The sequence below is a fragment of the Vibrio sp. H11 genome (genome assembly GCF_004804295.1).
Taxonomy (GTDB): domain Bacteria; phylum Pseudomonadota; class Gammaproteobacteria; order Enterobacterales; family Vibrionaceae; genus Vibrio; species Vibrio ostreae.
In genome coordinates this window covers 54,314-79,163 of sequence record NZ_SSHN01000014.1, presented here as the reverse complement: position 1 = coordinate 79,163, position 24,850 = coordinate 54,314, and the positions used below count along the sequence as shown (strand labels likewise).

At 50.7% G+C, this 24,850-nt stretch carries 22 protein-coding genes; 13 read left to right on the top strand and 9 right to left on the bottom strand.

Annotated elements, in window-relative coordinates; all coding sequences use genetic code 11:
* Positions 1 to 100 precede the first annotated feature (100 nt).
* Positions 101 to 985: a mechanosensitive ion channel family protein gene (locus tag E6C74_RS17955; RefSeq protein ID WP_136487426.1), complete on the top strand. Its 885-nt coding sequence runs from the start codon at positions 101 to 103 to the stop codon at positions 983 to 985.
* A gap of 192 nt (positions 986 to 1,177) precedes the next feature.
* On the opposite strand, the gene norR is transcribed toward E6C74_RS17955, so the two are convergent.
* Positions 1,178 to 2,761 carry a nitric oxide reductase transcriptional regulator NorR gene (norR, locus tag E6C74_RS17950; protein WP_136487425.1) on the bottom strand — a complete coding sequence of 528 codons (1,584 nt, stop codon included), beginning with the start codon at positions 2,759 to 2,761 and terminating at the stop codon, positions 1,178 to 1,180.
* A 237-nt stretch (positions 2,762 to 2,998) separates the two neighbouring features.
* On the opposite strand from norR, the gene hmpA reads away from it, so the two are divergent.
* On the top strand, positions 2,999 to 4,183 hold the full coding sequence (gene hmpA / locus E6C74_RS17945) for an NO-inducible flavohemoprotein (protein WP_136487424.1): 1,185 nt from the start codon (positions 2,999 to 3,001) through the stop codon (positions 4,181 to 4,183).
* A gap of 95 nt (positions 4,184 to 4,278) precedes the next feature.
* Here hmpA and E6C74_RS17940 read toward each other — a convergent pair whose 3' ends face one another.
* The gene (locus E6C74_RS17940) at positions 4,279 to 4,821 is read right to left on the bottom strand and encodes a YaeQ family protein (protein WP_136487423.1); all 543 of its coding nucleotides are present in this window, start codon (positions 4,819 to 4,821) and stop codon (positions 4,279 to 4,281) included.
* A gap of 189 nt (positions 4,822 to 5,010) precedes the next feature.
* On the bottom strand, positions 5,011 to 5,220 hold the full coding sequence (locus E6C74_RS17935; protein WP_000106983.1) for a cold-shock protein: 210 nt from the start codon (positions 5,218 to 5,220) through the stop codon (positions 5,011 to 5,013).
* Positions 5,221 to 5,596: 376 nt separating this feature from the next.
* Here E6C74_RS17935 and E6C74_RS17930 point away from each other — a divergent pair, with 376 nt between their 5' ends.
* The 6 genes from E6C74_RS17930 to E6C74_RS17905 all read left to right on the top strand — a co-directional run bounded on the left by E6C74_RS17930 (position 5,597) and on the right by E6C74_RS17905 (position 10,496).
* Positions 5,597 to 5,800: a ribosome alternative rescue factor ArfA gene (locus E6C74_RS17930; protein WP_136487422.1), complete on the top strand. Its 204-nt coding sequence runs from the start codon at positions 5,597 to 5,599 to the stop codon at positions 5,798 to 5,800.
* A 570-nt stretch (positions 5,801 to 6,370) separates the two neighbouring features.
* A complete protein-coding gene (locus E6C74_RS17925; RefSeq protein ID WP_136487456.1) occupies positions 6,371 to 6,721 on the top strand; it encodes an NADH:ubiquinone oxidoreductase in 351 nt (116 codons plus the stop codon).
* A 299-nt stretch (positions 6,722 to 7,020) separates the two neighbouring features.
* Positions 7,021 to 7,260, top strand: a complete 240-nt coding sequence (locus E6C74_RS17920; RefSeq protein WP_136487421.1) for a hypothetical protein — start codon at positions 7,021 to 7,023, stop codon at positions 7,258 to 7,260.
* Positions 7,261 to 7,450: 190 nt separating this feature from the next.
* Entirely contained in the window at positions 7,451 to 8,455 is a 1,005-nt protein-coding gene (locus E6C74_RS17915) for a response regulator (protein ID WP_136487420.1), read from the top strand.
* On the top strand, positions 8,455 to 8,895 hold the full coding sequence (locus E6C74_RS17910) for a PAS domain-containing protein (RefSeq protein WP_136487419.1): 441 nt from the start codon (positions 8,455 to 8,457) through the stop codon (positions 8,893 to 8,895). Before E6C74_RS17915 ends, E6C74_RS17910 begins: the two co-directional genes overlap by 1 nt.
* A gap of 128 nt (positions 8,896 to 9,023) precedes the next feature.
* Positions 9,024 to 10,496 (top strand): NAD(P)H-hydrate dehydratase, encoded by a 1,473-nt coding sequence (locus E6C74_RS17905; protein WP_136487418.1) that lies wholly within the window; start codon positions 9,024 to 9,026, stop codon positions 10,494 to 10,496.
* A 93-nt stretch (positions 10,497 to 10,589) separates the two neighbouring features.
* On the opposite strand, the gene E6C74_RS17900 is transcribed toward E6C74_RS17905, so the two are convergent.
* A complete protein-coding gene (locus E6C74_RS17900) occupies positions 10,590 to 11,585 on the bottom strand; it encodes a 2-hydroxyacid dehydrogenase (RefSeq protein ID WP_136487417.1) in 996 nt (331 codons plus the stop codon).
* A 143-nt stretch (positions 11,586 to 11,728) separates the two neighbouring features.
* Positions 11,729 to 12,286, bottom strand: a complete 558-nt coding sequence (locus E6C74_RS17895; protein ID WP_136487416.1) for an outer membrane beta-barrel protein — start codon at positions 12,284 to 12,286, stop codon at positions 11,729 to 11,731.
* Positions 12,287 to 12,881: 595 nt separating this feature from the next.
* Here E6C74_RS17895 and E6C74_RS17885 point away from each other — a divergent pair.
* Complete coding sequence (locus tag E6C74_RS17885) at positions 12,882 to 13,925, top strand: GMP reductase (protein ID WP_136487414.1); 1,044 nt, start codon at positions 12,882 to 12,884, stop codon at positions 13,923 to 13,925.
* Positions 13,926 to 14,169: 244 nt separating this feature from the next.
* Here the strand turns inward: E6C74_RS17885 and E6C74_RS17880 are convergent, their stop codons facing one another.
* The 4 genes from E6C74_RS17880 to E6C74_RS17865 all read right to left on the bottom strand — a co-directional run bounded on the left by E6C74_RS17880 (position 14,170) and on the right by E6C74_RS17865 (position 17,413).
* Positions 14,170 to 14,421, bottom strand: a complete 252-nt coding sequence (locus E6C74_RS17880) for a hypothetical protein (RefSeq protein ID WP_136487413.1) — start codon at positions 14,419 to 14,421, stop codon at positions 14,170 to 14,172.
* Positions 14,422 to 14,865: 444 nt separating this feature from the next.
* Complete coding sequence (locus E6C74_RS17875) at positions 14,866 to 14,988, bottom strand: DUF2474 domain-containing protein (RefSeq protein ID WP_136487412.1); 123 nt, start codon at positions 14,986 to 14,988, stop codon at positions 14,866 to 14,868.
* Positions 14,989 to 15,007: 19 nt separating this feature from the next.
* The gene (gene cydB, locus E6C74_RS17870) at positions 15,008 to 16,015 is read right to left on the bottom strand and encodes a cytochrome d ubiquinol oxidase subunit II (RefSeq protein WP_136487411.1); all 1,008 of its coding nucleotides are present in this window, start codon (positions 16,013 to 16,015) and stop codon (positions 15,008 to 15,010) included.
* Positions 16,016 to 16,045: 30 nt separating this feature from the next.
* The gene (locus E6C74_RS17865) at positions 16,046 to 17,413 is read right to left on the bottom strand and encodes a cytochrome ubiquinol oxidase subunit I (RefSeq protein ID WP_136487410.1); all 1,368 of its coding nucleotides are present in this window, start codon (positions 17,411 to 17,413) and stop codon (positions 16,046 to 16,048) included.
* A gap of 152 nt (positions 17,414 to 17,565) precedes the next feature.
* Here E6C74_RS17865 and E6C74_RS17860 point away from each other — a divergent pair, with 152 nt between their 5' ends.
* The 4 genes from E6C74_RS17860 to E6C74_RS17845 all read left to right on the top strand — a co-directional run bounded on the left by E6C74_RS17860 (position 17,566) and on the right by E6C74_RS17845 (position 24,812).
* On the top strand, positions 17,566 to 18,981 hold the full coding sequence (locus tag E6C74_RS17860; protein WP_136487409.1) for a PLP-dependent aminotransferase family protein: 1,416 nt from the start codon (positions 17,566 to 17,568) through the stop codon (positions 18,979 to 18,981).
* Positions 18,982 to 19,346: 365 nt separating this feature from the next.
* Positions 19,347 to 20,081: a transporter substrate-binding domain-containing protein gene (locus E6C74_RS17855; RefSeq protein ID WP_240798216.1), complete on the top strand. Its 735-nt coding sequence runs from the start codon at positions 19,347 to 19,349 to the stop codon at positions 20,079 to 20,081.
* Positions 20,082 to 20,475: 394 nt separating this feature from the next.
* A complete protein-coding gene (locus tag E6C74_RS17850) occupies positions 20,476 to 21,645 on the top strand; it encodes an efflux RND transporter periplasmic adaptor subunit (protein ID WP_136487407.1) in 1,170 nt (389 codons plus the stop codon).
* Positions 21,646 to 21,659: 14 nt separating this feature from the next.
* Positions 21,660 to 24,812: a multidrug efflux RND transporter permease subunit gene (locus E6C74_RS17845; protein WP_136487406.1), complete on the top strand. Its 3,153-nt coding sequence runs from the start codon at positions 21,660 to 21,662 to the stop codon at positions 24,810 to 24,812.
* The last annotated feature ends 38 nt before the right edge of the window (positions 24,813 to 24,850 follow it).

Below are 24,850 nucleotides of genomic sequence, written 5' to 3'. Positions count from 1 at the left end.
ATCAGGCCGCAGGTTTAGTGGACGCTCGGGCTAACGCCCGGCACCCACTGATGATAAGTTGGGCTGCTCATCAAGTCATGTAACAAGATAGGATTAGGGAATGGAGAAGCTTAACGTTATCGTTGAATATCTGCTCACACACAAATTGATATTCTCGGCCATTATTCTGGCGGTGATGATTTTGCTGCGTCGGGTGGCGTTGGCGCGCATCCGCGGCGATGGTGCTTTTCTCAGCGAACATCAGCGTAAATGGATGTCGAGCACCAAAAACGGGACCTTTGTGGCGACCCTGTTTATATTGTTTGCCTTGTGGCAACCGGAAATCAGTGAATTTGCGCTTTCCGTTGCGGCAATTGCGGTGGCGATTGTGGTGGCGTCGAAAGAGATTATCTTGTGTTTCACCGGTTCAATCCAGCGTGCTAGTTCACGCTCATTTCGTATCGGCGACTGGATTGAAGTCGGCAAACTGAGCGGGGAAGTGATCGAACACAACATGATGGCGACTGTGATTCAGGAGATCGATTTGCAGAACGGGCGTTATCATTACACCGGTAAAACCGCCACCTTGCCGAACAGTATGTTTTTTACCTTTCCGGTCAAAAACCTCAACTTCATGAAGCGCTATGTATTCCACAATTTCAGTATTGTGGTGCCGGATTTCGTCAATCTGTATCCGCTGCTGCCGGCGCTTAATGCCCGGATTGAAGAGCACTTTGCGCACTTTATCGATGTGGCACGCCGCTATAATGCCATGATTGAAAAGCATGCCGGCGTTGATCTGCCGAGTGCTGACCCGCACATCGATATCACCTCCACCATGACTGGCGAGCAGGTGGTCAACGTGATGATTTTCTGTCCGACTGAGCGGGCCACCGATCTGGAGCAACTGATTCGGCGCGATTTTATGTATGAATATGAGCAGGCCTTTAGCCAGCCGGCTGATGTGGCATCGCCGTCCGAACCACAACCTGTGTCAGTTCAATAAGTGTGTTCTGTTCAGTAACCGTTTTTAGCGTAGTCACCGTTCTTACGCGGTAACGGCTCTCGCACAATCAGTATGCTGTGTACAATAACGGAAGGGGGATAAGCGATTATCCCCCTTGTTGTATCTGCGTAATGGTGTTTCTGCACATTGCTGCTTGTGGGCATTGGCGCTGCTGGCCAATGGCACCAGACGTTACTGGCGCTTGATGTCGTGGGTTGTGGTGACTTCTATGCCCAGTCGTTTTGCCAGCCGGGTGAGGTTGGCTCTGTCCATTTGTAGCTGACGTCCTGCTTTGGCCCAGTTGAAGTCTGCCTGAGTCAGTGCTTCACTGATCAAGCGGCGCTGAAATTCATCGGTGGCCTCGCGCAGCCCCTGATTGAGAGGAAGCTCTCGCTCTGCCTGCACCGGACTCGTCTCAATGCGCGGATGCGTTGTGCCCTCGAGTAGTCCGATATCTTCAGTGCTTACGGTCACCAGCGGCTGCTGAGGATGACGCGCCCGCGCTTTGAGCGCCGCGCGGTTAATCACATGTTCCAATTCGCGCACGTTGCCGGGCCAGTTATAGCCGATGAGGTAACGCAGTGCCGCCTGCTGGATTTTCAACTGCACGATACCGAGCTTGCGGCGGGCGATTTCCAGCAGGTAGCCTGCGAGCAGCGTGATGTCGCCGTTGCGTTCACGCAGCGGCGGCACATAGATCGGATACACACTCAGACGGTGATATAAGTCGGCGCGAAAACGGCCCGCCTCGACTTCATGTTTCAGATCGCGGTTGGTGGCCGCCAGAATACGGACATCAATGGTTTGCACCTTATCCATGCCCACCGGCTGAATCTCATTATTTTGCAGCGCACGCAGAATCTTGCTCTGCGCTGCCAGCGGCAGCTCGCCGATTTCATCGAGGAATAGCGTTCCGCCGTTCGCCAGTGCGAACTTACCCATACGATCACGATCAGCACCGGTAAAGGCGCCTTTGACATGGCCAAACAACTCACTCTCGACCAGGTTTTCCGGAATGGCGGCACAGTTGACATAGATCAGCGGTTGGCGGCGGCGAGCTGACTGGTGATGGATGGTCCGCGCCACTAATTCTTTACCGACACCGGTTTCGCCATGGATAAGAATATTGAACTGGGAGGGGGCAACGACATCCAAATCGCTTTTCATCGCCTGCATTGCGCTGCTTTGACCAATCAGCTCGCTGCCGTCTCGTTCCCAGGCCTCTTCATTTAACTCTTCAAGACGCAGCTGAGTATGCTTGGCTTGAGCTTCAAGCTGGGAAAAGGTCAGCGCCATTTTCAGGGTAGACGCCGCAATTGCCGACAATACTTCCAGGCTGCGTTCAGGGATCCGTTCAAAGGCATTGGGAGTCAGGCTGTCCAGCGTCAGGACCCCGAGCAGGCTGTCACCAAATCGTAAAGGCAGCCCCATGCAGGAGTGCATTGGCAGATCGTCGTCATGATCGAGCAGCAGGCCGTCAAACGGGTCAGGTAGCGGACAATCGGCATTGAAGCGCACCGGAGCCGATGAATGACAGATTTGCTCCAGGCGTGGATGCTCCGCAATCAGAAAACGGCGTCCCATGGTGTCGCGGGTCAGACCTTGCATCGCGAGAGGGATCAAGGTCTCTTTTTGCAGTGACATCAGGGCTACGCAATCGCACTGAATGGTTTTTCGTACCGCATCCAGCAGACGGTTAAAACGGTCTTCATCATTGAGTCCGCTGGCGAGTCCGATGGTCATATCGACCAGGGTGGAAATGGAGAAATCCGGCATAAGCATGTCCGATGGTGTTTTTTGATATTGTAGTGTCAAAATGACATGAAATAAACGAGTTATTTTGACATTTTTATCGTGGCGATATTTCAATCAAATTTATGTTTTTCAGTGAGATAGAAAGTGGCATTGAACCTGCAATATCGGTTGCAGAAGAATCGACGTCAGGTCTCAGGCCACACATTCACAGTGGTCAGCCCGCCTGACATTATCTCAAAAAATGGGGAACATCATTTTATGCTCAATGACCATACTATCGCGATTGTAAAAAGTACCATTCCACTGCTTGAATCCGCCGGCCCGGCTCTGACCCGCCATTTTTATCACCGTATGTTCAGCCATAATCCTGAGCTGCAGAATATTTTCAACATGACGCACCAAAAGACGGGCCGTCAGAGTGTGGCTTTGTTTGAAGCCATCGCAGCGTATGCCAAACACATCGACAGCCTGGAAGCCCTGAGCAGCGCGGTAGAACGCATTGCGCACAAGCACACCAGTTTCAATATCCAGCCGGATCATTACCAAATTGTCGGCCATCACCTGATTGAGACCCTGCGTGAACTGGCTCCGGAGGCGTTTACTGCTGAAGTTGAGCAAGCCTGGACCGATGCTTATTTGTTCCTGGCCAAAGTGTTTATCGATCGTGAAGGTGAGCTGTATCTGCAGCGTAAACAGGCGGCCGGTGGCTGGCAGAATGCCCGTCCGTTTGTGGTCAGTGAGAAGCGGATTGAATCCGATCTGGTCACCAGTTTTGTCCTGACGCCGCAAGATCGCCAGCCAGTGCTGGAGTACCTGCCAGGTCAGTACATCAGTATTGAAGTGACGCCGCTTGGTTCGGCCTACAAAGAGATTCGCCAGTATTCGTTGTCGCAGGCGAGTAATGGTCAAGACTATCGTATTTCGGTGAAACGTGAAGGCGCTGAGAGCGAGTTTGCGGGCCTGGTGTCGAATCACCTTCATGCTGCGGTGCAAGAAGGCGATATTGTTAACCTGTACGCTCCGGCGGGCGATTTCCATTATGTCGAACGTGAGCGTTCTGTGGTGCTGATTTCAGCGGGTGTCGGAGCGACTCCGATGCAGGCGATGCTGCAGACATTGGCTAAACAGGGTAAACAGGAAGTGACTTATCTGCATGCGTGTCATTCTCCCTCCCAGCACTCTTTTGTTGATGAAACCGCGACGCTGGTGGCTACCCAACAGTGGCAGCAACATATCTGGTATCTGCAAGGCGAGCAGGGCGAATCACGTCAGGGCCAGATGCAATTGACGGATGTTGAACTGCCGTTGGCTGAGGGGGATTTCTACCTGTGTGGCCCGGTGGCGTTTATGCAAAATATCGTCGCGCAGCTGGGTCAGTTAGGGGTTAATCCGGAGCGCATCCACTATGAGATGTTCGGCCCGCACGCAACGCTGACGGCATAAAGCGCATAAAGCCAAAACATATAAACAAAAGGCCCGTGAAGGGCCTTTTGCTGCTGCATACCATCCGCCAAGAGCAGAGGGGGTTTTCCTGCCGCTTATTCAGGCAGTGACTGCAACACATCAAAGGTCAGTTCATGACTGCCCAGGTCACCCTCGACAAACAAAGAGTGACCACTGATCATCACAGATAAGTCCATGGTGCGTTTTGGTTCGGCCGCCATTGCGCTGATCACTTCCGGATCGAAGCGCACGATCTCAGCCTGATGGTAACTGAGTTTACCTTTGTTCTGCTGCCACCAGATGTCAGATTTCACCTGATAAGTATATACCTTGGTTACCGCACTCTGACGTGTCACTTTTTTAACACGCTCTACGTCCGGCTCACCTAGCTCAATCCACAACAGGTTGTGGTCAGCCAGGTCTTTTTGCCAAATGTCCGGTTCAGCGGTGGTTGAGATGCCCTTGGTAAACTCTAAGTCCGGGTGAGCGTTGAGACAGAATGCCATCACGCGGGCCATCATACGCTCATTGGTTTCAGACGGGTGTAACGCTACAGTGAGGTTGAGAGTATCGTAGTGATCACGGTTGATGTCCGACAGGGAAAGGCGGAATTTATAGATAGTGGGTTTAAGTGCCATGAAAATGCTTACGTCAGAGAAAATGCTCAGGCCGAAGAACTTAACTTACGTCAGATAAAACGTACGTCAGATAAAACTGATGTCAAATAAAACAGGTACGTAAGAAACGAAGCCGGAGAAATTTTGCGAGTCCCAGAAACGAAAATAGCCAGCTCTGTGAGCTGGCTACTATATATTTGGTCAGTTCAATTACAGAACTTTGATGCTTTCAGCTTGTGGGCCTTTTTGGCCTTGAGTGATTACGAACTCAACTTTTTGACCTTCAGCAAGAGTGCGGAAACCGTCACCTTGGATTGCGCTGAAGTGAGCAAAAACGTCAGGACCGTTTTCTTGCTTGATAAAACCAAAACCTTTAGTTTCGTTGAACCATTTAACGGTACCAGTAACTGGAGTAGACATAGTGTAAATCCTAAATCAAAATTTAAATATCGCCGACATTGGCGCGGATAGCGTGGAAAAGTAGCTTGCTATGCGTACGACACTACGGGACTTACAAGTAATCCAACGAAACAATGTGTATACAAAGAACTTCATTTCTAGCTGCTATCGAGTCTAGAGTAATCCCGGGGGTTGTCAATCGAATCTTCACTCAACGACGACGCTTTTTCAGTTTTTATCAAATTTTTTGCTCTTCGTACGCTTTTTGTGCAATTGAGTATCTATTAAATGCAAAAAAAAGCGGCTTGAATGGCAGTGCAGATGATTGACTCAAAGAAAATTAGGCGCACAATACGCGACGAAATAGCTCATCATTTTGTCACCCAAGGAGGTATCAATGAGCCACTCAGCAAAACCGGTGCGCGGACATCAGTGTGCAGACACCGAGTTCGGACGCGGCACCATCAAAGACAACGCACTGAAAGCCGTCGTGACGAGTCAGTTATTCAGACAGCGAGTTGAGAAAGCGAAAAAGGGCAAAGGCAGCTTCAAACGTAGCATGAAACATAAAGGGAGAGAGACCTATTCCAATGCTGCTTAAGAGAGGCATTCGACTAGGTTTTTTCCATCCCCAGCTCTCTTCATAAACTGGTTTTTCATCTTTAATAAAGAAAGGCGCTGTCAAAAACAGCGCCTTTCTTGCATTTTTTGCCCTTCCTGCCGCGTACCGGTTTTTTGTAATCATTTGTTACTGCGCAGACTCTGAGAGTCCTGATATGGGGGAATTTTGTCTTAATCAGTTTGCGGCCCCTGTTTTGCTGATGCCGTTCAGTAACGGCTTAAGTGTTGCCTTATTTGCGCAATCTCAGGTTACCGCAGCGCAATAGAGTTGGTTGTGGTCACATTTTCAGCAATGAAACAAAAATTTACAACCGTTAAAAGTTTGTATCAAAACGCACATTCAGACTCACCTTAGCCCTGTCAGGTGCTGCTATTACTACTTGAGTGGCGATTAAATTTTAACCCTCTTTTAACAAAGCTCGGGCGGTTAAACTTTGTACGCATTTTTGCGATTTACGGCTACTTGCAATAAAAATCAGATCAGCGAAAATGCGCACAAAATGAGATTCCATTATTGAAAGTGTGCTTTTAAAGCAGAGGTAATCCTATGATAAAGCTGTTAGTGATCATGATGACATCGGTGTCAGCCGGCGTAGCGTCTGCTGATCATTTGCATTCTTTTATGCTCGGCCTGTCAGTGGCAGCCCTGGCGGTAGGAAGCTGCTACTGGTTTGCGTTTCGTAGCACCCGTTTCCCGGAGCTTGCGCTGTTTTTGCTGATTTGCGGCTTACTGGCCAAAGTCGGTGTGACCATTCTTGGTGTTGCCTGGGGCATGTCGGCTCAGTTGATAACATCACCTATCGTGTTTGCGCTGTCTTATCTGTTCTTCTCGATTGTGGTCACCTACCTGTGGTTTACCTACCGCGACAGCATGACTAAAGCACCGGAGATCTCAGCGTAGTCAGGCCCTGTGCGCGGTAAACGACGGCGTAAATAGTGTGATTCGATAAAAAGAGGCTTCGGCCTCTTTTGCTATTTCTCCAGTTTAACTTTTACTCTTTTGTCTGTTCAGACAGCTTTATCTGAAGCGGGGATAGCGTCGTGGACGAGGTTTGAGGGATAAGTGATCTGAGGAGGAGATAAAGTTCGACTATAGTTCTACAGCCACAGCGCTGTATTGTTAATACACTGAGCTAATACACTGAGCTAATACACTGAGCTAATACACTGAGCGCTAAATAGTAAGGAAAGGGCGGACGTATGGAAACCACACTGTTTTGGATTGAAAAAGCCGTTTTAGTGGCCGGGATTGTATTTGTACTGACCGGGATTACTCAGTACGGCAAGCGCAGTCATGACTGGAAAGGCGTTGTGACGATGTTTTACAAGCGCATTCCGATGACGGTGGCAGAGTATAAATGGTATCGCCTGGGCATTGCGATGGTGGTGTTTGCTGTGGTGCTGCGCATCATTGTACTGACCCTGTGGCCGGGGTACTGAATTCCCTGCTTCGTAACACGGATGATCTCTTACCCGGCTCGCACATTAACCGCACGCGGGGCGGATTAATCCCGCCGCTAATTTGAGCGAACAGTCGAGTTATCAATAAGTAAGCCTAATATTCTGGCTTGCGGGGCAAAAATGGGTATACACTCACTGTTACACCCACATCAGCACGGACGGTCACTGTATGTCGTATTCCATACTCATTTGTGATGACTCGGCCCTGGCCAGAAAGCAGATGGCGCGCTCGCTGCCCGCCGCCTTAAACGCCGATATCACCTTTGCTACTCACGGTCTGGAAGCGCTTGCGCTGCTGGAGCAAAATTCCTATCAGCTGATGTTCCTTGATTTGACCATGCCAGAGCTGGACGGCTTTGGCACGCTTGAAGCCATGCAGTCAAACAATGACTCGACGCCGGTCGTGGTGGTTTCCGGTGATATTCAGCCCAAGGCCAGAGAACGGGTCCTTGCGCTGGGGGCGAAAGCCTTTATCCAAAAGCCAATCAGTCAAACCGATCTTAATGCGGTGATTCGCGAGATTCTTGAGCCGCCGACTCAACCGAGATTGGTGACGCCGATCAGCATCGAACTGCCGGTTTTACGCCGCCGTGACATTTACATGGAAGTGGCTAACGTTTCCATTGGTCGCGCAGCCGATGCGCTGGCACGTCATTTCGATGTGTTTGTCCAGCTACCGTTGCCTAACGTCAATATCTTTGAAGTGAGCGAATTGCATATGGCGCTGCGTGATCTGGCTGACAACAGTCAGGTTTCGGGGGTATGCCAGGGATTCAGCGGTGAGGGGATTGCAGGTGAAGCTTTAGTGCTGCTCAGTGATTCCAGCGTGTCGGATCTGAAAAAACTGATGCAGGTTCCGGCAGAAAGTGTCGAGCTGGAAGAGCTCGAGCTGCTGATGGATGTTTCCAATATTCTGGTCGGTTCGTTTCTTAATGGCCTCGGCGAACAGGCGGAAGTACGCTTTTTCCAGAGTGCGCCGGTATTACTCGGTCAACATATTCCGATCGATTCGATCATTGAGTCCACCGCAGGATCGTTTAAGAAAACCATGACCTTTGAAGTGAGTTACAACATTGAAGGCACCTCAATTCGCTGCGATCTGCTATTTATGTTTGTGGATGAGTCACTGCCGCTGCTGGATCACAAACTGGCTTACCTGATGGAGGACTTCTGATGCTGACTTTACCGGCTGAATTTGAGCAGTTCCACTGGATGGTGGACATGGTGCAGAACGTAGACATGGGGCTGGTGGTTCTCGATCGTGATTACAATGTGCAGGTATGGAACGGGTTTATGACCCACCACAGTGGCAAGCAGGCCCATGATGCCATCGGACAGTCGTTGTTTACCCTGTTTCCTGAAATCCCGCCGGAGTGGTTCAAGCTTAAAACCAAGCCGGTGTACGATCTGGGTTGCCGCAGTTTTATCACCTGGCAACAGCGCCCTTATCTGTTTAAATGTCGTAACGTCCGTCCGGTGACCCAGCAGGCGGAGTTCATGTATCAGAACATTACGCTCAATCCGATGCGCACGCCGACCGGCAAAGTGAACTCACTGTTTTTGTCGGTGCAGGACGCAACCGCTGAAGCGCTGATGACGCTGCAAAGCCAGTGAGCGCCTGGTAAACAAACAACTCACCACGCAAAAATGGTGCAAAGCCAAGGAAGCCCTTGGCTTTTTTGCATACACTTTAAGCTCAGTTGCTGCCGCGGGATCCCCATTATCCTGCAAGGAGAAGAACCATGCCGTTACCCAAAGTCTTCTACACTGCCGAACAAGTCAAACAAGGTGAAGCCATGGCTGCGAAAACCATAGGGCTGGAGATGTTCAGCCTGATGGAACGCGCAGGCCAGGCGGCTTTTACCGTCGCTTATGCTCAGTATCCGGGCGCTCATCACTGGCTGGTGTGTTGCGGCGGAGGCAATAATGGCGGAGATGGTTACATTGTTGCGTGTCTGGCACGTTCACTCGGCGTGCAGGTGACGGTCTGGCAATATGGCGACCCAGAGCAACTGCGCGGCGATGCACTATCGGCGTACTATCACTGGTTGGATCATGGCGGTGAGGTCTATCCGATTGACGATGAAGTGCCAAGGGATGTCGATCTGATCATTGATGCCTTACTTGGCACCGGATTAAGCGGCACAGTGCGCGAGCCGTTGCAGCAGTTGATTGATACGCTGAATCGCAGTCCGGCCCCCATTGTCGCGATCGACGTGCCATCCGGCTTATGTGCCAACACCGGTTCGGTGCTGGGCGCATCGATTCGGGCCACCCATACGGTGAGTTTTATCGGTCTCAAACAAGGGTTGGTGACGGGTAAAGCGCGTAACTATGTCGGCGATCTTAACTTTGCCGGACTGGGGGTGGAAGAGACGTTCAATTCGCAAAATACGCCGACTTTACAGGCCATCGACCCTAAGTCGATCAAACAGCTCCTGACCAAGCGTGAACCGAGTTCTCATAAAGGCAGCCATGGAAAGGCATTGATTATCGGTGGCAATGAAGGTTTGGGCGGGGCAGCGATTCTGTCTGCCAAAGCGTGCGCGCGCTGTGGCACCGGTTTAACCGCGACTCTGATGCACGCCAGTAATATCATGGCTATGCTGGCTGCCTGTCCGGAAATCATGGCTGCCGGCTGGAATGAAATGTCTTTCATCGATGAGCGGTTGCAGTGGTGCGATGTGATTGCTGTCGGGCCTGGTCTGGGCCGTAATGATACTGCGCGTCATATCATGCAGCATGTCGAAAGAAGTGAAAAGCCCAAAGTACTGGATGCCGATGCGCTGCATTTTCTCGCATTGTCCGGTGGGTTTGACGCCCAGCACATCATTACGCCGCATCCGGCGGAAGCGGCAAAACTACTTGATTGTAAAGTCAGCCAGATAGAAGCGGATCGCTTTAGTGCGGTCAAAGCTCTGTATAAGAAATTCGGTGGTGTGATTGTGCTCAAAGGTGCCGGTACTCTGGTGTATGACGGCCAGCAGACCTATGTGTGCCTGGCCGGTAATCCGGGCATGGCAACCGGTGGCATGGGGGATGTGTTAACTGGCATCATCGCATCTTTATTGGCTCAGGGCCTGAGCCTGACTGATGCGGCGAAGCTTGGTGTGCAGATCCACAGCATGGCGGCAGACATGAACGCCAAGGAATTTGGCGAGCGCGGGTTGCTCGCCAGTGATCTGTTCAGCTATCTGCGTCAGTTGGTTAACTAATTCAGTTGGTTAACTAGGTCCGTTAGTTAACTAAGTCCGTTGGTGAAATAAGTCAGTTGTTCAACTCAGGGGCTGTTCAGATTGAGATAATACTCAGTTAACCAGTTCGTTGCCGGATGTGCTGCCTTGCTCGAATGCCAGCACATTGTTGAGTGTGGTTTCGGCAATATTGTGCAGCGCATCTTCGGTTAGAAATGCCTGGTGGCCGGTAAACATCACATTGTGGCACGCCGACAAACGGCGGAAAACGTCATCGACAATGACATCGTTGGACTTGTCCTGGAAGAACAGATCTTTTTCGTTGTCATACACATCCAGGCCAAGCGCGCCGATACGGCCACGTTTCAGCGCTTCGATGGCGGCGACGGAGTCCAGCAGCTCACCACGACTGGTGTTGATGATCATCACGCCGTCTTTCATCTGATTGAATGCAGCTTCATCCAGCAGGTGGTAGTTCTCTTTGCTCATCGGGCAGTGCAGCGTAATGATGTCACTGTTGCTGAACAGTTCTGGCAGGCTGACATACTTGGCCCCTAGTTCAATGGCAACCGGGTTTTGGTACGGGTCAAAGCAGAGAATATTCATACCCAGACCTTTCAGAATACGCATCGCAGCCACGCCAATTTTACCCGAGCCAATTACGCCGACCGTTTTACCGTAAAAGTTAAAGCCGACCAGACCTTCTAGGGAGAAGTTGGCATCGCGGGTGCGTTGGTACGCTTTATGGTAACGACGGTTAAGGCACATCATCAGACCGATAGCGTGCTCGGCAACGGCTTCCGGAGAGTAGGCTGGTACACGCACAACCTGCATGCCGAGACGTTTGGCCGCATCGAGATCAACTTTGTCGAAACCGGCGCAGCGCATAGCAATCAGGCGGGTACCACCGTCATACAATTTAGTGAGAACCTCCTCACCCAGATCGTCGTTGACAAACGCACAGACCACTTTGCAATTCTGCGCCATCTGGGCAGTTTTCTCGGTAAGACGGAAATCGTGAAACTGCAGCGTAAATTTATCGTTATCAACGATTTTACGAAATGAGGTTTCGTCGTAAGTTTTCGCGCTGAAAAAAGCGATATCAATCATAACAGTCTCCTTAAATAAGACCTGACTTCAATTAATTATCGCTATAGTTAAACGGATACGGCAAAAAATAAACCACATCTTTTCTAAGAGAATAAGGTGAGCGTAATGTGTGTGTGTTTTGCTCACCTTGGGTGATGTCTGTGCTACAGGCGAAGGCGGGCACCGACCGATACCGAGGTGCTGTCATAACCATGTTCCAGATCCTGATACGTGATTTCAGCACTGAGCTGTAGATTCGGATTATTTGGCATCTGGATACGCGCCCCGGCACTGACATAAGGATTCACCCCGGAGTGGGTGGTCGATGTACTCGGACTGGCCGAGACGTTTTCCTCTTTCAGCTCGGTATAAGCGGCGCCGCCACGGGCAAACACAGTGGCAAACGAGCTGAAAGGCAGTTCGACCCGGGCACCGGCCGAATAACTGTCATATTTAGTTTCGATGGCATTGCCGTTGCCATCGCGTAATTTCGCTTTGTTCGATAAAGTGCCGTTATAGCCTAAATCCACTGCCACAAAGCTAGTGATGTAGTAACTGTAACCGAGTGAGGTTGTCAGCACTTCATCGCTGCTGTAGCCGTTGTCGAGATCGGTATAGCCGACATCGGCACTGAACTGGTGCTCGCCCACGGCGGCGGCCAACGGTGATAAAGCCGAACACACTGTGCCCAGCACCACTGCGGTTATCCATCTGCTATTCATCGTTATTCTCCCGGAGAACGCTCATTATTGTTGTTGATTCATAAATGAGTTGGCCCGCAGTCAGCACACTTCAACTGGCACGTTAAAAGTTCAGGGCCCAGTACTCATTTCGTCGGTTTTGGACTCAGGTCAGCCATCAATCACATCTTTGTAAACATAGAAGAAATTAGCCGAGGGAGCTGCGTTTGATGAATAAAACGCCGATCAAGGTAGCAAAAATCACTATCAACAAGAGCAAATAAGTAACGAAAAAGCGTCGGGATTTGTAAGTGATGGTAAGGTGTTTAATCGTTGACCAGGTGGATGTATAAGCAGGGTGTTTAGTAACTTACTGTATTTTATCAATAAATAATTTTGATGAGATAAAATGGGACTCTGTGCGGGGGAGCAGGTATGGAATCTTTGCCAGCGTAACACAAAAAAATGTCAAATATCAGACTTGCCGGAAAGAAATCACGGCCTATAATGCTGAAAACCGGAGCGTCTGCCAACGCTCCGGTTTTTTTGTGTCCGCAAAGTACTCAAGTCTGCCAACCTGGGTACTACGCATTCTGCAAAAGAGACACAATTTGTGAATCAATCAAGGAATTACATAATGCGCATCGAACAAGAACTTAAGTTAGGTTTCAAAGATGTCCTGTTTCGCCCGAAACGTTCAACCTTAAAAAGCCGTTCTCAAGTAAATTTAACCCGCGAGTTTACCTTCAAGCATAGTGGCCGTCAATGGGCGGGTGTACCTGTTATCGCCGCCAACATGGATTCGGTCGGTAGCTTTGGGATGGCGCACGCGCTGGCTAAACACGGCGTGATGACTGCTGTGCATAAACACTACACAGTGGAAGACTGGGCGGAGTTTGTTAAAGACGCTGATACGGACACGCTGAACCATGTGATGGTATCGACCGGTACCTCAGAAGCGGATTTTAAAAAGACGCAGGACATCATGGCATTGAGCGATGAACTGATTTTCATCTGTATCGATATTGCCAACGGTTACTCAGAGCACCTGGTGGATTACGTACAACGCGTGCGCGCCGAATTCCCCGACAAAGTGATTTCAGCCGGTAATGTGGTGACGGGCGATATGGTCGAAGAGCTGATCCTGGCCGGTGCTGACATCGTTAAAGTGGGCATAGGCCCGGGTTCGGTGTGCACCACACGCGTGAAAACCGGTGTTGGTTACCCACAACTCTCGGCCATTATTGAATGTGCTGACGCCGCGCATGGTCTGGGTGGCCGTATCATCGGTGACGGCGGCTGTTCATGCCCGGGCGATGTTGCCAAAGCGTTCGGCGGCGGCGCGGATTTCGTGATGCTGGGCGGCATGCTGGCTGCACATGAAGAGTCGGGTGGTGAACTGGTTTCCGTCGACGGCGAAACCTTCATGAAGTTCTACGGCATGTCTTCTAAGAGCGCGATGGACAAGCATTCCGGCGGCGTTGCCGGTTACCGCGCAGCTGAAGGAAAAACCGTACTATTGCCGTACCGCGGCCCGGTTGAAAACACCATTCAGGACATCCTGGGCGGTGTGCGTTCAACCTGCACCTACGTAGGCGCATCAGAGCTTCGCGAGCTAACCAAGCGCACCACGTTCATCCGTGTGCAAGAGCAAGAGAACAACGTGTACGGTAAAGAGTAATCCGACAATACATCGGAAATATCGAACTATTGGGAGCCGCTGTTTAGCGGCTCTTTTTTACGTCAAAAATGGAAAGTGGCGACAGGTATAAACGCGTAACAGGGTTATTGCTTTAGAAAGAAGTTAGCAGTTACTTGAGATCATCGCCACCGGTTTACAGGCAGACATTACGAACGCTATATTTTCGGTAAGAGTCCCAGATTTTAAATCGCTAACCCTCGATCGTCTCAACATACCCCGTTAGTTAAGCGTCAAGTATCCAATTAGTGGCGTAGATGGTGATAATGATCAGAAGGGTCAGAATGACTGGAATGGCTAGCATCTTGGCCAGCTTTTTCTTGAAGCTTTGTGGTTCAAATACCACGCCTTCTGCTTCTTTTACCCGTCGATCTTCATCAAAATGCCATTTAATCGCAAAGTAAGCGCCAATCGCTGTCACAATGATCTTAAGTGCGCCTGCAAAGTAAGGAAAGAAGTTAAACCAACCGTTGCTCATTATCTATCTCCATCAAATTCAATATCTACTTACGTTAGAAAAACCAAAGGCTTATGTTTATCTGGCTTAATACCCATTTGGTATGATTTGTTTTATTTTGCTGTTTTTCCGCCATGCTAAAAGGTTTGCCGGCCTTGATGTAGATACAGAATGCAATTTTAAACATATAACAGTTGTTTGATTAAACTGTTTATCATTCTCTTGGCTGAGATAAATATAATGCCGCGTGTCCGTTTATCAAGCGCCGACATTGGCACATCAGAGCTTTGATTACGATTAAGCGCACGACATTCATCCGTGTACAAGCGCAAAATAACAACGTGTAAAGTAAAGAGTGATTTGGCTGGTATTGGCTCGGTCACACACTGATTGGCGCACAAAACCCCCGGAATCAAGCGAAAAACCGGGGATGGAGATAGAAGCCTCGCAAGCTCAATGGAAGGGTTAAGATTTCAGTCCGGCTGCGGTCATCAGCAGGCGAAACCCAATGGATACTGCACCAAGGGCAGCGATACTGGCGGCCCAGATGGCCAGCATCCAGCCCCACTGTTGGAGATTCTTTTTCATCTTTTCCCCTGCTGTTATGTTAGTGATAGGTTTCATCTTCGTTGACCTTGCCGGCGAAGACGTAATAGCTCCAGAAGGTGTAGGCGAGGATAACCGGAATGATCATAGCGGCACCAACCAGCATAAAGCTTTGGCTCTTGTGGGGAGCCGCAGCCTGCCAGATGGTGATGTTGGGCGGAATGATATTCGGCCAGATACTGATCCCCAGTCCTGCAAAGCCAAGCAACACGATGAGCAGCGCCATGATAAACGGGCTGCGTTCACGGCGGTTACGCACGGATTTAGCCAGTTTGAGGCACACCAGGGCGGTAATTAGCGGTACCGGTAGCAGGTAATAGAGGTTCGGCAGTGAGAACCAGCGCTCGGCAATCGAAGGATAAGCCAGTGGCGTCCAAATACTTACCATTACCAGAGCTGCGATCATTGTAAGCAGTGTTTTGTAGCTCAGCCTATACAGGATGTGCTGTAACTCTCCTTCGGTTTTCATGATCAGCCAGGTGGCGCCGAGCAGGGCATAGGTCGCGAGCAAGCCCAGGCCGCAGAGCAGCGGGAAAGGCGTCAGCCAGTCGAGCTGACTACCAATGAACACCCGGTTTTGGACATCAAAGCCCTGAATCACCGCACCGACGACTATACCCTGGCAGAAGGTGGCTAAAACAGAGCCGGCCATAAACGAGCGATCCCAGAATTGCAGATGGTTGGGCAGGGCCTTAAAGCGGAACTCAAACGCCACACCACGGAAGATCAACGCGATCAGCATCAGGGTTAATGGGATGGTCAGGGCTTCACTGATCACCGCATAAGCGAGCGGGAATGCGCCATACAACGCCGCGCCGCCCAGCACCAGCCAAGTTTCATTGCCGTCCCAGACAGGGGCAACGCTGTTGACCATCATGTCTTTATGTTTGTGATGCCTGATGAAGGGCATCAGAATGCCGATGCCGAGATCAAAGCCGTCCATCACAATATACATCAGGGTGGCGAAGACAATGATCGCGAACCAAATCACGGATAAGTCAAATTGCATAGTGTTTACCTCAAGCGTTCTCTGCGGGCGTTAAATACGACCTGAAATGGTGCTGATCTCATGCATATCGTCAGGCTCAGGCAGATCGGGGCCTTGCTTGATCTGATGGATCATGTAGTAGTAACCAAAGCCGAACACGGCGCTGTAGATCACCAGAAAAGCTATCAGGCTGATGCTCATCTGCAATTCGCCGTGTGCCGAGACGGCATCGGTGGTTTTTTGCAGCCCGTACACCACCCAGGGCTGGCGGCCGATTTCGGTGGTGAACCAGCCGGCGAGAATCGCGATAAGACCAGCCGGTCCCATCACAACAGAAAATTTCAGGAACCAGCGGGTGGAGTAGAGCGCGTTTTTGCGTCGTAACCACAGGCTGTAAACGCCTTGCAGGATCATTAGCATCCCGAGCGCGACCATGAGGCGAAACGACCAGAAAATGACCGGTGAATACGGGCGTTCATCAATAGGAAAGTCTTGCAGCGCCGGGATCGGCTCGCTCAGGCTGTGACGCAGGATCAGGCTACCGAGTAGCGGGATCTCTAACGCGTAGTCGGTCCGTTCCTGCTCCATGTTCGGCAGACCAAACAGGATCAATGGTGTAGGTTCACCATTAGCATTGGACCAGTGGCCTTCAATCGCCGCAATTTTGGCTGGCTGATATTGCAGAGTGTTCAATCCATGTACGTCACCAATCAGCGCCTGCAGCGGGGCAACAATCACTAGCATGCCCAGTGACATTGAGAACATCCTCTTCACTGCTGGCGTACGGCAGTTGTTGAGCAGATGCCAGGCGGCAGCGGAGCCGACAAATAGCGCGGTACTCAGAAATGCCGCAATAGCCATGTGCGCTAAACGGTAAGGGAAGGACGGGTTGAAGATGATGGCAAACCAATCAGCCGGCACGGCGCGGCCATCAACCAGATCAAAGCCTTGCGGGGTATGCATCCAGCTGTTGGAGGCTAAGATCCAGAAGGTCGAGATAATGGTACCTAGTGCAACCATGCAAGTGGCGAAGAAATGCAGTTTTTCGCCAACCCGGTGCCAGCCAAATAGCATAACGCCCAAAAAGCCCGCTTCCAGGAAGAACGCGGTTAACACTTCATAAGTCAGTAGCGGGCCGGTGATGCTGCCAGCGAAATCGGCAAAACCACTCCAGTTAGTGCCGAACTGATAAGCCATGACCAGGCCCGATACCACGCCCATGCCGAAGTTAACGGCAAAAATTTTCGACCAGAAGTGGTACAGCGTTTTGTATTCCGGCTGACGGCTTTTGAGCCATAGTCCTTCCAGAACCGCGAGATAGGTTGCGAGTCCGATGGTGATTGCGGGAAAAATAATGTGAAAAGACACAGTAAAAGCAAACTGTATCCGGGCAAGCATAAATGCGTCTAGACCGAACATAAAATTCCTTCGAGCTTAATTATTGTGTTGGGTAAGCTAGGGTAAAAGCTTGTGCCAGGAGCGGGTAGATACAGAACGGAGCGATTAAGGTATAACAGTTTTAAAGTTGTTGTGTTATTGTTTTTACCAGTTAGCGTAAACAGGTGGCAGCATTGGCGAAGTATCAGGATTTAGTAGAGCAGTTAAAACGGCAGATCCAATCGGGTGTGTGGCGGGCGGGGGACAAGCTGCCGTCACTACGTAAGCAGGCTGAGCACAGTGGTCTGAGCCTGATGACGGTGTTGCACGCTTACCAGTTACTTGAATCGCAGGGTTGGCTCATTTCTCAGGCGCGTTCCGGCTATAAAGTCGCGCCGCGTTTGGTGACCAGTGAGCTTCATCCCGTGCCTGCCGCGGTGTCTGGTACTGAACAGGTCGATATCAACGAGTTTATCTTTGATGTGCTGCAGGCGGGTAAAAATCCGCACATGGTTAATTTTGGTTTTGCCTACCCTGATCCTGGTTTATATCCGCGTTACCACGTCACCCGCGCTTTGGCTGCGGCGGCGCGCAGTATGCCGGTGTCCAACTCTTTTGATAATCTGCCGCCGGGTAATCAAGAGCTGCGAACGCTGATTGCTAAGCGCTATGCGGCCAAAGGGATTGCCGTGGCGCCGGATGAAATTGTTATCACCGCCGGCGCGCTGGAAGCGCTTAATCTCAGTTTGCAGGCCTGCACCCGGCCCGGCGACTGGGTGGTGGTGGAGTCGCCAACCTTTTACGGCGCGCTGCAGTCACTGCAACGCCTCGGTTTGAAAGCGTTGTCGGTCCGCACAGACCCGCAAACCGGTATTGACCTGGACTCGCTGGAAAGAGCACTCCAATCGCATGATGTGAAAGCGTGCTGGCTGATGTCGAATCATCAGAATCCGCTCGGTTTCACCCTGAGCAATGATAAAAAGCAGCGTATTGTTGAGCGGCTGCAGCGTTATCAGGTTGCATTGATTGAAGATGATGTATACAGCGAGTTGTATCATGGCAATGAGCCGCTTCCCGCGATGCGCACGTTCGATAACAGCGGTAACACCATGCTGTGCTCATCATTTTCTAAATCGCTGGTGGCTGGGCTGCGTATCGGCTGGGTCGCAGCCGGCAAGCGTGCTGTTGAGATTCAAAAGCTGCAGCTGATGAGTACGCTCGCAACCAGTGCGCCAATCCAGAGAACGCTGGTGTATTACCTGACCAGCCGAAATTATGAATCGCACCTCAGGCAACTGCGCAAAAAGCTGCATGATCGCAAAGCGAAAATGGCGCAACTGCTGAGCTCGCTATTGCCGGATGGGGTAAAAGTGCTCAACCAGGGCGGTGGGTATTTTCTGTGGCTGGAGCTGCCCAAACACATCGATGCGATGGTTATCTATCAGGCGCTGCTCCGTGACAATGTTAGTATCGCGCCGGGCAAAATGTTCGCCCTGACCGATGAGTACAATCACTGCATTCGCTTAAATGCGTCATTTGAGCTCGATCAGCCACGCAAACAGGCTCTGAAGCTCCTGTGCGAGCGAATCGCGGCGCAGATTCAAGAGTAGTCTGGTGAGCGTCTATTCGCGATGATTCAGTCCGGCACTCATTCTTGTTAGTGTCAGAGATGTCTTTAACAAGTCTGCTTATTCTGAATGACGGCTCGCCTGCTAGATGAAGTGACTAAACTGCGGCTAAATAATCACCATTTTTCAATGGTTGGAATATGTTATGAAGAATTATCCTTTGATAAATGTGTATAACTCTTCATTATCCCTATTTCTTACAGTTGGCAGCCGTTGCTACTGTAGATCACTTAAAATAACAAAGACGTGGATGTATATTGATGAAGTTACAATTTATTAAGCAGGGAGTTCGCGGCGCACTGGCGTCAGCGGTGACGATTGTTACTCTTTTTTCTTCTGCCAATGCGATGGCGACTGAGCCGGCGTTGGAAGGCATTTTAAAATCAGGCGAACTGAAGTTTTGTTTTGAATCGGGTTATATCCCGTTTGAAATGACAGACAAGAATGGTCGTTATGTTGGCTTTGATCTTGATCTGGCCAAGCATATGGCTCGTTCAATGAATGTGAAGTTTGTGCCGGTCAATACCGCGTGGGACGGGATTGTGCCTGCGCTGAAAACGGGTAAATGTGATTTTATCGGTGGGATGACCATTACCGCGGAGCGTAACCTGAGTGTCAACTTTGCTAACCCTTATACTCAGGTTGGACAAACGGTGCTTATCGCGCCTGAGCTGGCAGGTAAAGTCAATTCTTACCGTGATTTAAACAACGGCAAATACACAGTATCGACTCAGTTGGGGACGACTGGCGCAGAAGCGGCCAAAAAGTATCTGTCAGCGGCTAAGATTGATCTGTATGACACCTCGGCTGATGCCGCGCTGCAAGTCGCGAACGGTAAAGCGGACGCATTTGTGTACGATCTGCCTTACAACGCGCTGTATGAAGCGCAGCATAAGGGTAAAGTGATTCACTTAGATGAGTCATTTACTTTTGAGCCGCTGGGCTGGGCGGTGCGTAAGGGCGATCCGGATTTCCTTAACTTCCTCAACAACTACCTGCAGCAAATTAAAGGTGACGGCACCTATCAGCGTATTTACGACAAATGGTTTAAGTCGGATAAATGGCTGGACAGCGTCCAGTAATCTGCGGTTAATATTTTTTAAGCCACTCATTTGAGTGGCTTTTTTGTTTTCAGACCTGGCTTACTTCGTTTGGCCTGCTGCAACCCTCAGATTGGTATTGAGTGCTCTATGTTGGGGTTGTCCGCCCAAGTAAATTCCCTTTCGATAACGGTATTTCCCGCACGTAAAACGAGGAAAAATACTGTTAAGTCAGCAGCTTGATTATTATTTTAGCGATTTGGTGTAATTTTGCTCAATAATTGAGGTTTATTAATAAGTTTTTCTAATAAAGTTAATCACAAATAGAGGACTAATAAAAAAGTGTGAAGTCGGTATAGTGCTCCGTCCTACAAGACATAGTGAGAACTGTGTCAGATAACACTCAAAGTGCAGCTCAAAATCGGAGAATACTCATATGTCCTATCGTCTGGTCTCAACCGCGTTAATCGCGGCGATGTTGGCTGGTTGTTACGCACAGGCGGACTCTTCACCCGGTGAATCTTCACCCGGTAACAGTGCTCAGGCCGTTGCACCGATGGCAACAGATGTTGTGGCAGTACACCAGATTTCTTATCAGCAACCATTTCTGTACACCACACGTCTGGAAACCCCGCAGAACGTTGAGCTCCGTCCTCGCGTTAATGGCGTGATGGATAAAGTCGTATTCACAGAAGGCAGTAGCGTGCAAGCCGGCGACCTGTTGTTCCAAATCGACGACAAACCATTTCTGGCTGAAATGCAGCGCCTGGAATCTGAATACCAGGCGGCACGTGTTGCACTGACTCAGGCTCAGTCAGAAGCGGAGCGTGCTAAACGCCTCAGCTCAACCAAAGCGATGCCAATTGAACAGGCAGAGCAGCGCATGTATTTGGCAACCCAGCGTCAGGCTGAACTCTCGTCGGTAAAAGCGCAGCTGGAAACCGCGAAGTTAAATCTGAGCTACACCCAGATCAAAGCACCGATCAGCGGGCGAATTTCCAGTGCCTATGTTACCGAGGGTAACTATGTTCAGGCGGGTAGCACCATCCTGACGTCGCTGGTCTCAACCGATGTACTGCAAGCGTATTTCGATGTGGATGAGCGTACCTGGAACGCGCATTTTGCCAATGTAACTGCCGACAGTCATACCCCGGTTGACGCGGTGCTGAATGGTGATATCAGTCATAGCTATCCTGGTGTGGTTGACTTTATCGACAACCAGGTCAACAGCGCGACCGGTACGCTGCGCATTCGTGCCCGTTTTGACAACGCTGAACAAGCGCTGCGTCCTGGCTCGTTCGTTCGTATCCGTTTGAACGATACTCAGGCTGATGCACTGAAACTGATGGTGCCGGATAAATCCATCGGTACTGACCTTGCTAACCGTTTTGTTTATGTGGTCAACAGTGATGGTGTGATTGAGTACCGCCAGGTGGAACTGGGTGATCGTGTTGGTTCGCTGCGTATCGTGACCAAGGGCCTTAAGCCTGACGAACTGGTGGTACTGAACGGTCCGGCTAAAGTCCAGCCAGGTATGCCAGTCACGCCTCAAGTGGTCGATATCGATTCACAACTCGAACAGGTTGTGGCCAAGCAAGTACAGTAAGTAGGTTATTGCGGATGAAATTTAGTCACTTTTTTATACAGCGGCCGATTTTTGCGGCCATGCTGTCCCTGCTGATCCTGGTAGGCGGTGCGATATCACTGTTTAACCTGCCAATCAGTGAATACCCGGAGGTGGTTCCGCCAACTGTAGTGGTGACCGCCAGTTATCCGGGCGCTAACCCTAAGGTGATCGGTGAAACGGTATCCGGGCCGCTAGAAGATGAAATGAACGGTCTGGAAAACATGTTGTACATGTCATCCCAGGCAACTTCTGACGGCACCATGACGCTGACCATTACGTTTTCTCTCGGCACTGATCTGGATAAAGCGCAGGTTGCGGTACAAAACCGGGTCAGCAGTGCTCTGCCTCGTCTGCCGCAAGAAGTGCAGCGACTGGGTGTCATTGCTGAGAAATCGTCACCAAACCTGGTGATGGTGGTTCACCTTATCTCAGAAGACGGCTCGCGTCCGGCCAATTATCTGTCGAACTATGCCAGCCTGAACGTACAGGATAACCTGCTGCGTCTGCCAGGTGTCGGACAGGTGCAAATGTTTGGCGCCGGCGAATACTCAATGCGTCTGTGGCTTAACCCGGATCAGCTCGCTTCGCGTCAGATGACAGCGATGGATGTGGTGCATGCTGTGCAGCAGCAAAACCGTCAAGTGGCAGCCGGTACACTGGGCGCGCAACCTGTGCCGCTGGATAATCAGTTCCAGTATCTGCTCAATGTCAAAGGTCGTCTGCAGTCACCGGAAGAGTTTGAAAACATTGTGGTCCGTGTCGATGACAGTGGGGCGATTACTCGTCTGAAAGATGTGGCCCGGGTTGAACTGGGTGAAGACAGCTATGCGCTGCGCGCGATGCTGAACGGTAAATCAGCGGTCGGTCTGGGTATTTTTCAGCGTCCCGGCTCGAACGCGATTGAGCTGTCTAATCAGGTTCGTGCGACCATGGATGAGATGGAAAAAGCGTTTCCGAGCGGTGTCCAGTACCGTATCGCTTATGATCCGACCGTTTTTGTACGTGGTTCGATTGAAGGGGTAGTGCATACACTGGTGGAAGCGATTGTGCTGGTGGTGCTGGTGGTGATCCTGTTCCTGCAAACCTGGCGTGCGTCTATTATTCCTCTGATCGCGGTGCCGGTTTCTCTGATTGGTACTTTTGCAGTGATGAACTGGCTCGGGGTTTCGATTAACACCCTGTCGCTGTTTGGTCTGGTACTGGCTATCGGTATCGTGGTCGATGACGCCATCGTGGTGGTGGAAAACGTTGAGCGTAATATCGGGCTTGGCCTGAATCCGCTTGAAGCGACCAAAAAAGCGATGGAGGAGGTAACCGGCCCCATTATTGCGATTGCGCTGGTGCTGTGTGCGGTATTTATTCCGACCGCATTTATTCAGGGTCTGAGTGGACAGTTCTATAAGCAGTTCGCGCTGACGATTACCGTTTCAACTGTGATCTCGGCTTTCAACTCACTGACTCTTTCTCCGGCGCTGTCAGCCCTGTTGCTGAAAGGTCATCACGATAAGCCGGATCTTCTGACGCGCGGTATGGATCGTCTGTTTGGCCGTTGGTTGTTCAAGCCGTTTAACCGCTTGTTTGACGCGGGTGCCAATAAATACGAACAAGGCGTAAAACGTATTATCCGTTTGGGTGCGGTGATCGGGATTATCTACCTAGGACTGCTTTTGACTACAGCGAAACTGTTTGATTCTGTTCCGGGCGGCTTTATCCCGATGCAGGATAAGCAGTACCTGGTTGCGGTGGCTCAATTGCCGGATGCGTCCAGTCTGGATCGTTCACAGGCCGTGGTTGCACGTATGGAGCAGATGGCGCTGAAGACGCCGGGAGTTGCCGATACGTTATCGTTCCCTGGTCTGTCTGTGAATGGTTTCACCAACAGTACCAACAGCGGTATTGTGTTTGTGATGCTGGACGATTTTGACCGGCGAGAAAGTGCAGATAAGTCCGCCAATGCGATCGTGGCATCTCTCAACCAGCAATATTCAGCAATTGATGAAGCCTTTGTGGCCGTATTCCCGCCACCGCCGATTCTTGGTCTGGGCAGTACCGGTGGCTTCAAACTGCAAATTGAAGACCGCGGCAACCTGGGTTTTGAGGCACTGTTTGATAACCTGCAACGTGTGATTACTAAAGCGCAGCAACAGCCTGAACTGGTCGGTCTGTTCTCCAGTTTCCGTATTCAGGTGCCACAGATGGATATCGATGTCGACCGTGAACAGGCACTGATTCAAGGCATCCCTCTGGACGAAGTGTTTGATACGCTGCAGGTTTACCTGGGCTCTATGTATGTGAATGACTTCAACATGCTGGGTAAAACTTATCAGGTGAATGCACAAGCGGACGCGCGCTATCGTGTCGATCCACAACAGATTCTGCGCCTGAAAGTGCGTAACGCTAACGGTGATATGGTGCCACTGGGCTCTGTTCTGCGCGTGACAGCAACGACGGGCCCGGATCGTGTCATGCACTACAACGGCTTTCCGAGCGCTGAGCTGAATGGTAGTCCGGCACCGGGTTACAGTTCGGATCAGGCTCAGGCGGCGATTGAACGTGTGCTCAACAGTGAGCTGGAAGATGGCATGACATTCGAGTGGACGGAAGTGACGTATCAGCAAATCCTGGCTGGTAACACCATGGTGTATGTTTTCCCGCTGGTGGTACTGCTGGTGTACATGATTCTGGCTGCTCAGTACGAGAGCCTGCGTCTGCCGTTGTCAATTATTCTGATTGTGCCGATGACGATTTTGTCGGCCCTGACCGGAGTGTGGCTGACTGGCGGTGATAACAACATCTTCACCGGTATTGCCCTGATTGTATTGGTGGCACTGGCGTGTAAGAACTCCATCCTGATGGTGGAGTTTGCCCGGGATACGCAAATGAGTGGCAGCTCCCGTCTGGACGCGATTCTGGCAGCATGTCGTCTGCGTCTGCGTCCAATCCTGATGACGTCGATTGCCTTTACCGCGGGTGTTGTGCCGTTGATTACCGCAACAGGCGCCGGCGCTGAGATGCGCCACGTGATGGGCATTGCCGTGTTCTCTGGTATGATTGGTGTAACCTTGTTTGGCCTGCTGTTTACTCCGCTGTTCTACATGATGATGACGGCCAAGCGTCAACGAAAGCCGAGTCTTAAACCAAATTAAAATTGTTTGAGCGAATAAAAAGGCCCTTAATTCACAGC